General features: G+C 36.4%; 13 protein-coding genes and 1 riboswitch. Of the genes, 7 read left to right on the top strand and 6 right to left on the bottom strand.

What is annotated here, in order from left to right; translation table 11 throughout:
• Positions 1 to 257 precede the first annotated feature (257 nt).
• Positions 258 to 1,070: a purine-nucleoside phosphorylase gene (locus J2X31_RS00955; protein WP_310023665.1), complete on the top strand. Its 813-nt coding sequence runs from the start codon at positions 258 to 260 to the stop codon at positions 1,068 to 1,070.
• Between the two features lie 70 nt (positions 1,071 to 1,140).
• Here J2X31_RS00955 and J2X31_RS00950 read toward each other — a convergent pair whose 3' ends face one another.
• Positions 1,141 to 1,482: a hypothetical protein gene (locus J2X31_RS00950; protein WP_310023664.1), complete on the bottom strand. Its 342-nt coding sequence runs from the start codon at positions 1,480 to 1,482 to the stop codon at positions 1,141 to 1,143.
• Between the two features lie 120 nt (positions 1,483 to 1,602).
• Here J2X31_RS00950 and J2X31_RS00945 point away from each other — a divergent pair, with 120 nt between their 5' ends.
• From J2X31_RS00945 to J2X31_RS00935, 3 genes are all read left to right on the top strand, one after another.
• On the top strand, positions 1,603 to 2,169 hold the full coding sequence (locus J2X31_RS00945) for a pseudouridine synthase (RefSeq protein WP_310023663.1): 567 nt from the start codon (positions 1,603 to 1,605) through the stop codon (positions 2,167 to 2,169).
• A gap of 102 nt (positions 2,170 to 2,271) precedes the next feature.
• Positions 2,272 to 2,721 carry a tRNA (cytidine(34)-2'-O)-methyltransferase gene (locus J2X31_RS00940; RefSeq protein WP_310023661.1) on the top strand — a complete coding sequence of 150 codons (450 nt, stop codon included), beginning with the start codon at positions 2,272 to 2,274 and terminating at the stop codon, positions 2,719 to 2,721.
• A gap of 39 nt (positions 2,722 to 2,760) precedes the next feature.
• Positions 2,761 to 4,368 carry a class I SAM-dependent methyltransferase gene (locus J2X31_RS00935; protein WP_310023660.1) on the top strand — a complete coding sequence of 536 codons (1,608 nt, stop codon included), beginning with the start codon at positions 2,761 to 2,763 and terminating at the stop codon, positions 4,366 to 4,368.
• Here the strand turns inward: J2X31_RS00935 and J2X31_RS00930 are convergent, their stop codons facing one another.
• The 5 genes from J2X31_RS00930 to J2X31_RS00910 form a co-directional block, all read right to left on the bottom strand.
• Positions 4,369 to 4,863 carry a hypothetical protein gene (locus J2X31_RS00930; protein ID WP_310023659.1) on the bottom strand — a complete coding sequence of 165 codons (495 nt, stop codon included), beginning with the start codon at positions 4,861 to 4,863 and terminating at the stop codon, positions 4,369 to 4,371.
• 46 nt (positions 4,864 to 4,909) lie between these two features.
• Positions 4,910 to 5,698 carry an ABC transporter ATP-binding protein gene (locus tag J2X31_RS00925; protein WP_310023657.1) on the bottom strand — a complete coding sequence of 263 codons (789 nt, stop codon included), beginning with the start codon at positions 5,696 to 5,698 and terminating at the stop codon, positions 4,910 to 4,912.
• On the bottom strand, positions 5,698 to 6,726 hold the full coding sequence (locus J2X31_RS00920) for an iron chelate uptake ABC transporter family permease subunit (protein ID WP_310023656.1): 1,029 nt from the start codon (positions 6,724 to 6,726) through the stop codon (positions 5,698 to 5,700). Before J2X31_RS00920 ends, J2X31_RS00925 begins: the two co-directional genes overlap by 1 nt.
• Positions 6,727 to 6,773: 47 nt before the next feature.
• Positions 6,774 to 7,916, bottom strand: coding sequence for an ABC transporter substrate-binding protein (locus J2X31_RS00915; RefSeq protein ID WP_310023655.1), 1,143 nt, complete (start codon positions 7,914 to 7,916; stop codon positions 6,774 to 6,776).
• Between the two features lie 271 nt (positions 7,917 to 8,187).
• Positions 8,188 to 8,403 (bottom strand): DUF2683 family protein, encoded by a 216-nt coding sequence (locus J2X31_RS00910; protein WP_310023653.1) that lies wholly within the window; start codon positions 8,401 to 8,403, stop codon positions 8,188 to 8,190.
• A 64-nt stretch (positions 8,404 to 8,467) separates the two neighbouring features.
• A riboswitch (cobalamin riboswitch) is annotated at positions 8,468 to 8,805 on the top strand.
• Between the two features lie 31 nt (positions 8,806 to 8,836).
• Between J2X31_RS00910 and J2X31_RS00905 the strand changes: the two genes are divergently transcribed.
• Genes J2X31_RS00905 through J2X31_RS00895 form a run of 3 tightly spaced genes read left to right on the top strand, consistent with a single transcriptional unit; the run spans position 8,837 to position 13,047 of the window.
• A complete protein-coding gene (locus tag J2X31_RS00905; protein WP_310023652.1) occupies positions 8,837 to 10,669 on the top strand; it encodes a TonB-dependent receptor plug domain-containing protein in 1,833 nt (610 codons plus the stop codon).
• A gap of 5 nt (positions 10,670 to 10,674) precedes the next feature.
• Positions 10,675 to 11,721 carry a YncE family protein gene (locus J2X31_RS00900; protein WP_310023651.1) on the top strand — a complete coding sequence of 349 codons (1,047 nt, stop codon included), beginning with the start codon at positions 10,675 to 10,677 and terminating at the stop codon, positions 11,719 to 11,721.
• A 33-nt stretch (positions 11,722 to 11,754) separates the two neighbouring features.
• On the top strand, positions 11,755 to 13,047 hold the full coding sequence (locus tag J2X31_RS00895) for a T9SS type A sorting domain-containing protein (protein WP_310023650.1): 1,293 nt from the start codon (positions 11,755 to 11,757) through the stop codon (positions 13,045 to 13,047).
• Positions 13,048 to 13,051: the final 4 nt, after the last annotated feature.

The raw sequence follows: 13,051 nt of genomic DNA, 5'->3' as shown, positions 1-13,051 counted from the left end.
AACAAGATGCTACAGCCTTTTTTAATATATCAAATTTAATTTATAAAACATTTGCCGAATTTTCCAGCATTTTCAAATCTTTAAAATAAATTTAAAAAGATACACCAGATCTTTTGTAAAATTCAGAATGATCCTTAAAGGAGAGGTTCTTATAATATTTACAAAAAATGGATTAACTCAACTAATTTGTTTTACTTTTGAATTATCAAGCCTCGGTTTTTGATTATATTTAATTCAAAAGAAAAAAGACAATAATAATGTGGGAAAAAGTACAGCAAACGGTTAGTTATATAAAAGAAAAAACCAATTTCACACCAGAATATGGTGTTATCCTTGGGTCAGGATTAGGAAGTTTTACAGATGATATTGAGGTTGAGTTTACACTACCCTATAATGAAATTCCAAACTTTCCAGTCTCCACGGTTCAAGGACATAAAGGTGCTTTGGTTTTTGGAACCATTCAGGATAAAAAAGTTGTAGCAATGCAAGGTCGCTTTCATTTTTATGAAGGCTATGATATGAAGGAAGTGACATTCCCGGTTCGGGTGATGAAATACCTTGGTATAAAAAAACTTATTGTTTCTAACGCTTCGGGTGGAGTGAATCCAAATTATGAAGTAGGTTCAATCGTGATTTTGAAAGACCAAATCAATATGTTGCCGGAACATCCTTTGAGAGGAAAAAACGACGAACGTTTCGGACCGCGTTTTGTTAATATGAGCGAACCATTTTCGAAAAAGATGATGCTAAAGGCGAAAGAAATTGCCAAAGATTTGAATATTGAAGTGCAGGACGGAATTTATCTTGGTTTGCAAGGGCCAACTTTTGAAACCTTGGCGGAATATAAAATGGTGAAAATTTTAGGTGCCGATTGTGTCGGGATGTCAACCGTTCCAGAAGTGATTGTAGCGCGTCACATGGATTTGGAAACTTTCGGGATTTCCGTTATTACCGATATGGGAAATGAGGAAAGTATAGAGTCAATCACTCACGCAGAAGTTTTAGAAGCGGCTAGAAAAGCAGAACCGCATGTTCGGAATTTAATAAAGGAACTGATTATACAGTATTAAAATTTAAAACCATTAAGAAGTTAAGATTCATTAAAACTTAATTTCTTAATGGTTCAAATTAATTAGAATTTTACTCATCAAGCTTCATATTCCCTCGATCTTCATGGTTTTCTGGATGCGAATTCGGATAGCGATTTGGCGTTATGTCAGAATTTTTATCCTTATTTTCAACCGTTTTCTGATTCTGATTTTCATTGTTGGTGGTTTTAGTTTCAGATCCAGCATCTTTTGAATCTTCTACATTATCATCCACATTTCGAGCTCTTTTCACCACGTCAGCATTTCCGTCCTTGTCTTTTTCGACTTCATTTTTCAAATCGGGAGTATCTTTTGGCATGTTCTGACCACTGAATCCTTCGTTGAGTTGTTGTTCGTTATTGGCTTTTTTAGCACCTAAATCTTTATTTTCCATAGCATTGGTTTTTTTGAAGTTGATTTGTATTATAATAGTACGATTTATAACCCAAAGATGCCACTCAATTAACATTGTTTTAATTGCCAAACAAACTTATCTTTGCCAATATTCTCAAAAATGAAGCACCACCATTATATCATTCACAAGCCTTACGGTTATTTGAGCCAGTTTATTTATGAACAGAAAAGGAAGAAAAAACTGCTGGGTGAATTGTATGCTTTCGCAGAGGGAACGATGGCGATTGGCCGACTCGATGAAGATTCAGAAGGATTGTTGCTCCTCACCACCGACGGAAAAGTGAGTGAAAAAGTGAGAAGCAAAAAAGTGGACAAGGAATATTATGTTCAAGTTGATGGCGTGATTACTGACGAAGCCATCCAGCAAATGAAAGAAGGAGTAGAAATTGGTTTCGAAGGCCAGAAATACATCACTTTGCCTTGTGAAGCTTCAAAAATAGAAGTTCCAAATTTTGCACCACGTTCCAAAAAAATACGCGACGAACGCCACGGACCTACAAGCTGGGCTTCCATCACCGTTAACGAAGGGAAATTTCGTCAAGTCAGAAAAATGACGGCTTCGGTAGGATTTCCAACCTTACGATTGGTGAGAGTCAGAATTGGAAACGTTCATCTGGAAGATTTAAAATCTGGAGAAGTAGTGGAAGTGGAGGAGTTTTTTGTATAAAAATTAAAAATTAAAAATTAAAAATTAAAAATTAAAAATTCCAGCTAACCCACAACCGACAACCGACAACCGACAACTCACAACTCACAACTCACAACTTCTATGCTAAACATCGTCCTAGTAGAACCAGAAATACCAAACAACACCGGAAACATAGGCCGTTTATGTGTTGGAACTGGAAATAGATTACACCTTATACATCCGTTTGGATTTCAAATTACTGATAAGAATCTGAAACGTTCAGGACTTGATTATTGGGTACATCTCGATTGGAAAGAATACCAAAATGTTGCCGAATGGGTTTCAGTAATTCCAGATACTTCTCGCGTTTTCCTGTTCAGTTCTCATGCTGAAAAGTCTTATCTGAAAGAAACATTTCAAGACGGAGACTGGCTCGTTTTTGGCAAAGAAAGTGTTGGTTTGAGCCAAGAGGTTTTAGAAATGTTCGAAAATCATTTAATGATTCCGATTTCGGCTTTGGTTCGAAGTTACAACCTTGCAAATTCTGTAGCTTTTGCAATTGGCGAAGCGAAAAGGCAACTTTCAATTTAAAAAAATACTATATTTGAGAGAACCTTCATTCTTTTAAATATGACCGATAAATCTCAATTAAGAAGTTCAATTTTCAAACATCTCGACGGCTTGGCGGTTGCTCCAGTTGCAATCGCACTAAAAAACAAAGGGGTTTTAGAGTTCATTTTAAACAAAAAACAAGCACAATTAGCTGAAATTACAACTGCTTTTAAAGCAAATGAAGGCTATCTTAATGTGGGTTTGAGAATCCTCGCTTCACAGGGTTTTTTGGAATATGATGTAGATAATGCTACTCAAGAAATCACCATTTCAATAAATAACAAAACAGAAACAGCCTTTTCATTATTTCATTTGTATGAAGATGTAGTCGATTTGCTTCAGTTTTCTACCAAATTTCATCCGCGTCTTTTTGAAGATGCTCCGTTTGAAAAACTCAATATTATTTTTGAGAAATACAAGAAGAATTACGGGATAACATTTTCCGAAGATGAAGTTACTCGTAGCATTCAAAATCAAATCTTAAAACATATCGAAGGATATTTAATAGGTCCAACAATCGTTCGTTTGGCGATGAACGGGATGTTTCACAAATATTTTATGGAGACTTCCTTCAAGCCGGAAGAGTTTCATAAATCTCCTGAAAATTTTAAAAAAATACTGGATTTCTTCGTTCATCTTGGATGGTTTTTGGAAAAGAATGGCAATTATCAATTTACAGAAATGGGTTTGTTTTATGCCAAAAGAGCCAGTGCTTATGGTGTTACGGTTTCCTATTTGCCAACATTTGCAAGAATTGAAGAATTGATTTTTGGCGATCCAGCGGTTTTAAGAATGGTTGCCGATGGCGAAAACGAAATCCACGTCGATCGTGAGATGAATGTTTGGGGAAGCGGTGGTGCTCACGATACTTATTTTAAAGTGGTGGATGAAATTATCGTAAAGCTTTTCAACCTGCCAATTGAAGAACAGCCCAAAGGAATCTTGGATATGGGTTGTGGCAACGGTGCCTTCCTGCAACATATTTTTGAGGTAATAGACAGACAAACTTTACGCGGAAAAATGCTTGATGAACATCCTTTGTTTTTAGTCGGAGCCGATTATAATCAAACCGCTTTAAAAGTGACAAGGGCTAATTTGATCAAAGCCGATATTTGGGCAAAGGTAATTTGGGGAGATATTGGAAGACCTGATGTGCTTTCAGATGATTTGAAAGAAAATTATAATATAGATTTGAAAGATTTATTGAATGTAAGGACCTTTTTGGATCATAATCGAATTTGGGAAGAACCGAAACACGTCAATAAGGACAGAATCAGCAAATCATCAGGAGCATTTGCCTTCAGGGGAAAACGAATCAGCAACAATTTGGTGGAAGACAATCTGCTGGAACATTTGCAGAAATGGTCGCCTTATGTTCGGAAATTTGGCTTGCTTTTGATAGAATTGCATACGATAAACCCAAAACTTACATCCGAAAATCTAGGTCGAACTTCGGCAACAGCCTATGATGCCACACACGGTTTTTCCGACCAATATATCGTAGAGATTGATGTTTTCAATAGTGTTGCATCTGAAGCTGGATTGTTTCCGGATCCAACCATTTTCAGAAGATTCCCAGATGCTGATACCGCTACAGTAAGTATCAATCTGTTGAAAGGGAATTAATTATCGTTGGATGTAGCTTGCAAAAGAAGCAATCAATTTATTTACCGTAATTTCAATTGAAGGCTTTATATCCTCGAAGCCTTGTTTTAGTTTTCCCTCGGGGGTAAAATAGTCTGGAAGGGTCGATTTTATGAGCTTGTCATCGGTATAGATTTCCTTTACCGTAAGTTTCAGCGTATAATTTGCATCGCCAAATTCTACCGCCAAAGTATATTTTACATCAAAAGTGAATCGTTCGCCCAAGCTATAATAAGCGAAAGCACCTTTTCTTAAAGCATCAATTTTCAAGGAGTTTGAAGTGACTTCATATACATCGGCACCATTTTTATTGTAAAATAAAGCCCAGCTTCTGGAAGCTTCAATAAGATTTTCAAGCGGAATATTTGGCTTTGCAATTACTACAGTGGGAAAACCATTTGGAGTAAGCTCAATTTTTTCTTGAGAAAAGGCTAAACAGCAATAAAAACAGCATAATAGAGGTAGCAACTTTTTCATTTTTGAAATTTTTGTTCCTATAAAGATAAGCCATACAAAGCTCAAATTAAAGGTCTTTAAAGATAAATTTAGCTTTTTCTGTATCAAAACGGATGTTCTCATCTTGAAACAAATCATCAAAAATGTGATTTTGAATTAAATTCTTTGGTTCATCTTGAATGACTTTTTCAGGTGTCATCACGATAATTTCATCGCTTAATTGAATGGCCAAGTCAATATCATGGGTAGAAAAAAGAATGCATTTTTGGGTTTCACTTGTTAGTTTTTTCAACAGTTTAAAAAGCGAAATTTTGTGCAGTAAATCCAAATGAGTTGTAGGTTCATCCAAAATAATCAGAGGTGTGTCTTGTGCCAAAGCTCTTGCTATTAAAACTTTCTGCAATTGTCCGTCACTGATTTCGTAATGTTTTTTATCGACCAAATGACTGATTTGAGTCAGTTCAATTGCTGAATTTATTTTCAGAATATCTTCATCAGTAAGTGTTCCAATCCAGTTCGTGTAAGGTTGTCTTCCTAAAGCTACCAATTCAAAAACGGTAAGATTACTTGGCGGAAGGCTTTCGGTTAAAACAATACTCAACTCTTTTGCCAGTTCCAATGAACTATAATCAAAAATGTTTTTGTGGTTTAAATTTACTGGACCTGAAATTGGTTTCTGTATACCAGTGATGGTTTTTAAAAGTGTGGATTTTCCGATACCATTGGCACCAATAAGCGAAATTAATTTTCCTTTTTCTAAAGAAATGGAAATGTTTTTCGCAACAACTTTTTGCTTGTTTTTTTGGCTGTAGCCAATTGAAATATCTTCTGTATGTAAGATGATTTTATTTTCCATCAGGCTATCATTTTACGTTTTCCTACTAACAACCAAATCACAACCGGAGCTCCAATGATAGAAGTTATCGCATTAATTGGTAAGATAATATCCGTTCCGGGAACTTGCGAAACGATGTCGCAAATCAGCATGATAATGGCTCCAAAAAGCAACGTTCCCCAAAATAAAATGCGATGACTGCTTGTTTGGAAAACCAATTTCGCAATATGCGGAACCGCCAAGCCTATAAAAGCAATCGGTCCGGCAAAAGCAGTGATGCTTCCTGCCAAAATACTTGTTGCAAAAATAATGGTCAAACGGGCTTTCTTGAAATTCAATCCCAAGCTTTTCGCATAATTTTCGCCCAAAAGCAAAGCGTCAAGCGATTTGATGCTGACCAAACTCAAAAACAATCCGATAAAAACACAAACGGTAAGAATTACGATGGAAGTCCACGGAAGATTTCCAAGATTTCCGAGTGACCAGAATGTGAATTTCTGCAATTGTTCGGCTGTACTGAAATACGTCAAAACGCCTACAAAAGCACTCGTGAAACTCCCAAACATTAAGCCTACAATCAATATGGACATGGTGTTTTTCAGCCGTTGGGACACGACCAAAACCGCCGATAAAACCATAAAACTTCCCAAACAAGAAGCAATTATAATGCCGTAGGAAGAGGCAACGAGCGAACCAAAAACAGAAGGCAGGAGTGAGGCACCCAAAATCACAAATGCAACTCCAAGGCTAGAACCTGAACTCAAACCTAAAACATACGGTCCAGCCAATGGATTCCGAAACATCGTTTGCATCAACAACCCGCTAATCGATAATCCCATTCCCACTAAAATTGCCGTGATCGCTTTCGGTAATCTGAAATTTACAATGATATACTGCCACGTTTCTTTTGAAGCTTCTTGTCCCGTCAAGCTTTTGAAAACGTCCTTCAACGGAATTGAAACTTGTCCTAAACCAATATCCAATAAAAATAAAATCAACATCAGGAATGTCAATGAAGAGAATAAGAAGATATTTTTAGATTTCAACATTTATAATCTGGTTTAAAAACTTCGAGCCTTTGAGCCTTTGTGGCAAATCATTTCAGCCTTTCAAAGAAAAAAGGAGTATAATCAGGCAACAATTCAGGATGCAAGGTTTTCACAATATCTTTCAAAACAATATCCGGTCGGTTGGGAGCCAATTCGTAATATAAAATTCCACCTGTTTTTCCTTTTTTACTGCTGAAAGAATAGACGTTTTTTTGCTGAAAAGCCTTGAATTGACTGTAATGCGGATTGGAATCTGTCATCTCTTTCAACGAAGAAAATTGACCCGAAGTTATCCAGAAATCAGCGTCTTTGGCTTTCTCCAAAACAGTTTCAAATGAAAGCGACAAGCTTCCAGTTCCTTCGGTTTCGTTCCATAAATAATTTCCTCCGGCTTGTGCCAACAACAAACTTCCCCAACTTGTGCCTTTCGGCAGATACCAGGTTCCTTCAAACATGTCTCCGGCAAGGATTGTTGGTTTTGAAGTCGCTTTTTTAGCAAGTGCCAATGTCGTATTGTATTCTTTTTCGATGTCTGAAAAAATCGTGTTTGCCTTTTCATCCAAACCATATAAGTAACCAAAAAACTTAATCCATTCGGCTTTTCCAAGTGGCGTTTGTTCGTTCCAATCGCCGTTCAGCATTACTTTTAGACCGCTTTTTTCCAAATTATCCAAGGTTGGATTTTTGTTGTCAATTCCATATCCGATAAAAACGTCTGGAGCGACATCAATGATTACCTCGGTATTCAGGGTTTGATTGTTGCCCAATTCTCGCACTTTTCCACTTTCAATTCGGGCTCTCACTTTTTCCGAAGAAATATAATCCAAATTCGGAAAACCTACTAGTGAATTTTCCACACCAAGCATTTCTAACGATGGAATATGGGTGGTAGAAGTTACGACAATACTTTTTATCGGAACCTGAATGGTGGTAAACTGACTCAAACTATCCGGAACTTTAGCGTCTTTTTCTTTTAGAATATAAGTATAATCTTGGGTTGCATTTGGCCACGGATTGGAAACTTTTAAGATGCTATAATCGCCATAATCAAAAATCGACAAACCCGAAGCATACTTGATTTCGTTTTTAATTTCAGAAGTGATAACGCCTTGTTGGTCTTGATTTTTCTTGCATCCGATGGCAAAAATCAATAAGGCAAAAAGTACTATTTTGGAAAAGAATGATTGCATAAAAAATTTTTGTTGAGGTTGACAAAGGTAAAAGTTATTATGGTTTTTTCAGAAATAAAAAAATCGCCGAGATTTTTCTGGGCGATTTTGGTCATTCAAATATCATTTTTTTCCATTTTTACCACATAGATACATAGAAATTTCTGTAGTAAATAGAAAGCTTTAGTCAATTCTTGATTCACATAGCTATGTCAAACTATCTTAAATAAAATGTCTTTATTAACAAACAATATTCTATGATTCTATGTGGTAAAAAAAGGAGAATCGGAATTTATTTCCAAATATCATCCAAATTAATTCTAGTGATTTTACCTTCTTTAAAATCTTGCTTGCTTTTTTCCATCGTAGCAACAAATTCTGGATTATACGGACTTTCATCAGGATTTTGTTCTGTAGTTTTTTCAAACTTGATCTTCAAAGCTTCCAAAAATGCTTTTACAACATTTCTTTCTTCTTGATTTTTAGGGTGAACGATAAAGCTTTCCATAGCTGAAATTATTTACTACAAAGATAAAAAATATTTTAAACGAAACTTGTTTTCAAAAAATCTATATTTGCATCCGAATTAAGGTTGTGGTTTAATTTTTATAAATCACATTAAAAGGGAAACAGGTGGAGATTGCAGATTCAAGATTTTAATTTTAGGTTCCAACAAGAATCTAAAATCTGAAATCTGAAGTCTAAAATCTGAAGTCCTGTGCTGTTCCCGCAACTGTAAGCTACAAAGTTTGTTGTTATCTACAAAAACCACTGTTTAAAATTCAGGAATTAGGAATTTTAGAATTAGGATTTTAAATCCTAAATCACAAAATCTCAAATCCTGAATCAAAAATGGGAAGGTAAACAACAAGACGCAAGCCAGGAGACCTGCCTTTTTTCTTAACGAATATCGAATCTTCGGGAAAAAAGATTCTGGAATTATGACTTTTAGAAAGCAGTTTTTACTTTTATTTCTCTTTGTATGCCAATTTGCTTTGGCACAAAACGACAGCATCCAGTATTTGGATGAGGTCAAAGTGTCTGATTCACAACTCAGGAATTTCTCCAACTCACAATCTGTTCAGAAACTATCGGATTCCATTATCAACAACAATCAGGCTTCGTTAACATCGTTACTGAATTACAACACCGTAATCTATTTCAAGGAAAACGGACTCGGAATGGTTTCGTCGCCTTCATTTAGAGGAACAACGGCTCAACAAACGGCAGTAATCTGGAACGGCATCAACATCAATTCGCAACTGAACGGTCAGACGGATTTCAATACCATCACGACAAGAGATTTCGATAATGTCAATGTTCGTGCAGGAGGAGGAAGTTCGATTTACGGAAGCAGTGCCATTGGCGGAAGCATTCATTTGAATAATGAACTTGATTTTACGGATAAGTTTGCCAATGAACTCCGTTTGAATTATGGTAGTTTCAATACGTATGGCGTTAATTATAAGTTGAATGTTTCGGATGAAAAATTCAGTTTTCAGACCAGTATTACTAGAAATGCTTCGGATAATGATTATGAATTTGTTGATTCTGATTGGAAAAACTTAAACGGACAATATTACAATACAAGCTTCAATACAATTTTTGGCTACAAAATCAACAGTAATAATTTTCTGAAATTCTACAGTCAGTTTTTTGATGGAGAACGTCATTTTTCTGTGCTTTTTGCATCAGAAGTAAAAACAAAATACCAAGATTTCAACACCCGAAATATGCTGGAATGGAGCAGTTTTATAGGGAAATTTACTTCCAAGTTGAAATTTGCAAGGCTATCAGAAAAATATAAATACTTCTCCAATATTGCATCCGATTCACATACTTTCGGGGAGGTTAAGACCTATATCGGGAAATATGATTTGGCTTTTGATGTAAATGAAGCTATAAAACTGAATGCGGTTGTAGATTTTACCCAAAATAGTGGCGATGGCTCTGATATTAAAAATGAAACAAGAAACATTGGTTCGGGAAGTTTGCTTTTGAAGCATCAAGTGACCGATAAATTGCTCTATGAAGCCAGTATTCGAAAGGAAATTACCAATAATTATAAAAGTCCGATGCTGTTTTCCATCGGAACAAATTATGCCTTCACTTCTTTTTATACCTTGAAAATTAACGGTTCAAGGAATTTCAGAATACCTACTTTCAATGATTTGTATTGGCAACCGGGAGGCAATGAGAACTTGAAACCCGAGTCGTCCTATCAGGCCGAAATTGGAAATGATTTTCATTTCAGGAATTTCAGGGTTAGCCTGACGGGATATCTTATCGACATTGAGGATATGCTCCGATGGGTTCCTTCAGGTGGAGTTTGGATGCCTGAAAACACCGATAAAGTCAAGACTTATGGAGGCGAGGTGCTTTTGAATTGGAACAAAAGTTTCGGCAGGAACCACTTTTCGCTGAACGGAACCTATGCCTACACGGTTTCTGAAAATACAACCACTAAAAAGCAACTCATTTATGTGCCGTATCATAAAGCCACTTCTTCATTGGCTTACGGCTACAAAAAGTTCTCGGCCAATTATCAATTTCTATACAACGGAGAAGTTTTTACACGCTCGGATAATAACTCAAGATACAACATGGATGCCTATTTTGTAAGCAATGCTTCGGTAGGATATGATTTTGGAACCACAAATTCCTACAAGCTCGGGTTTCAAGTCTTGAATCTTTTCAATGAAAAGTATGCAAGCGTGGAGAGCCGTTTTTTGCCGGGAAGAAACTTTAATATGTACTTAACTCTCAAATTTTAATGATTATGAAAAAGCTGAACAGATTTTTTTTATTACTTATAGCAACTTCGCTATTTGTTTCGTGTAGCAATGATGATAATGGCAATCCAGATGTGTCACTAGGCGAATATGACAATGGATTTTTTGTCCTGAACGAAGGAAATAGCAACTTATCTTCAGCATCGGTTACTTTTATTAGCAATTCGGGTTTGATTGAGCAGGATGTTTTTGGGAATGTAAATCCAGGTGCGGTAAGTAATGGAACATTATTGCAATCTATTTTCTTTGATGATACCAGGGCTTTTATTATTTCTGGAGGTTCTAACAAGGTAACAGTCGTAAACCGTTATACATTTGAATTTATAGCAACTGTTGATACTGATTTTGCAAGTCCGCGATATGGTGCTGTTATAAACGGTAAGGCTTATGTGACCAATTATAACGACTTTTCTATTGGTACGGACGACTTTTTGACCGTAATTGACCTTTCTACTTATTCAACTTCAAAAGTGCCATTGAACAACTGGTCAGAAAAAGTAATCGAGGAAAACGGTAAGCTTTACATCGCAAACGGATTTTACGGTAGCGGAACTTCTATCACGGTTTTCAATCCAGCCAATACTACTTCTACCACAACTATCGAGCTTGGTTTCAGTCCAAATTCATTGGAGGAAAAAGACGGAATGTTGTATGTTATGGGAGACGGAAAATTAGCTAAAATTAATCTTGCTACCAATCAAATTGCAGGAAACACCATCACTTTTCCAGAAGCACAAGCAGAAGCTAAAAACCTGAACATCGAGAACGACAAGATATATTATACTTCTGGAACAAGCGTTTTTGTGATGAATATCAATGCTACAACCGCACCAACAACTTCCTTGTTTTCGTATGAATCAACTTCTGAATGGGGCGGAATGTATGGCTTTGCTGTAAATGATGATAAGATTTATGTTGCCGAAGGTGGCGATTTTGCTTCCGATAGCGAAGTATATGTATATTCCCTAACAGGAACATTGCTTAACACATTTGGAGCAGGTGTAGGGCCAAATGGATTCTATTTCAACGACTAGTATTATTTCGAATAAATTCAATAAACCTCAAAAATGAAAAAAAATTACAGATTAGTTTTTTCCAGTATTTTACTTGTGTTTGCTCTATTTTCAGCAAATGCTCAAGGCTATGTTAACGGTATTTTTATGCTCAATGAAATTGGCGACGGACAAAGTGCTACGGTTTCGTTTCTTCCGAATGGAGGAACCCTAGAAAACGACATCTTCGGGACGGTAAACCCAACAGCGGGAGGTCTTGGAAATACAGGACAAAGTATGTCTTTTCACGGCGAAAATGCCTATATCATCCTCAATACCTCAAACCGTTTACGAGTGGTTAATAGTACTACTTTTGCTTTGGTAAACACCTTGAATACCGGACTTTCAAATCCTAGATATATGGCTTTCGCCAACGGAAAAGGCTATATCACGTGTTGGGGCGATGTAATTTCAGCGTCGGATGATTATGTGGCGGTTTTAAATCTGGAAACCTATACGATCGAAACCACAATTCCTATGGCGGAAGGGGTTGAAAGGATTTTAGAAATCAACGGAAAATTATATGTAGCCCATAAAGGCGGTTACGGATATGGAAACCAAATTTCTGTCCTCGACCCAATTAATAATACCGTTGAAACAACTATTCAGGTAGGAGATGTTCCGAACACAATGGTTGTAGATAATGGATTTCTCTATGTGCTTTCCGAAGGAAAACCATCTTGGGCTGGAACCGAAACTTTTGGAGCGTTGTCAAAAATAAACCTTACAACCAATGCCGTTGTCAGTACTTTAGATTTTCCATTGCTTCATCCTGCAAATCTTAAAATTGCCAACGGAAATTTTTATTATTCTGTTTTTGAAGATGTTTTTATGATGTCTAGCAATGCAACCGAATTGCCAGCTGAACCCTTGTTTACACTGCCAACAGCACAACCGTATGGTATTTATGGACTCGACATTATCGACGATTCCATTTATGTGGTTGATGCAGGATTTTTTTCAGCTCCATCAGATGTTTATGTGTATGATTTAGACGGAACTTTATTGGACGATTTCGAAGCCGGAATTGCCACAAACGGTTTCTACAAGGCACTTGAAGTTGATTTGGACATTAAAGAAAATCAAAAAAATAAGCTTGCCATTTATCCAAATCCTACAACAGAAGTATTCTATATCAATACAAATGAAACGGCAACAATTAAACTTTTTGATGTTTCGGGAAGATTGGTAAAAACCGAAAAATATACGTCAAGCGGAATCAATGTAGCCCATCTGGCAAAAGGTGTTTATTTGGTTGAAACCGAAATAGGAAACAACCGAAACGTAGAAAAATTGATCGTAAAATAAGACG

This window comes from Flavobacterium arsenatis (genome assembly GCF_031456785.1).
GTDB classification, from domain to species: domain Bacteria; phylum Bacteroidota; class Bacteroidia; order Flavobacteriales; family Flavobacteriaceae; genus Flavobacterium; species Flavobacterium arsenatis.
Note: the sequence above shows the minus strand (reverse complement) of the source record. Positions and strands in the feature narration are given on the sequence as shown.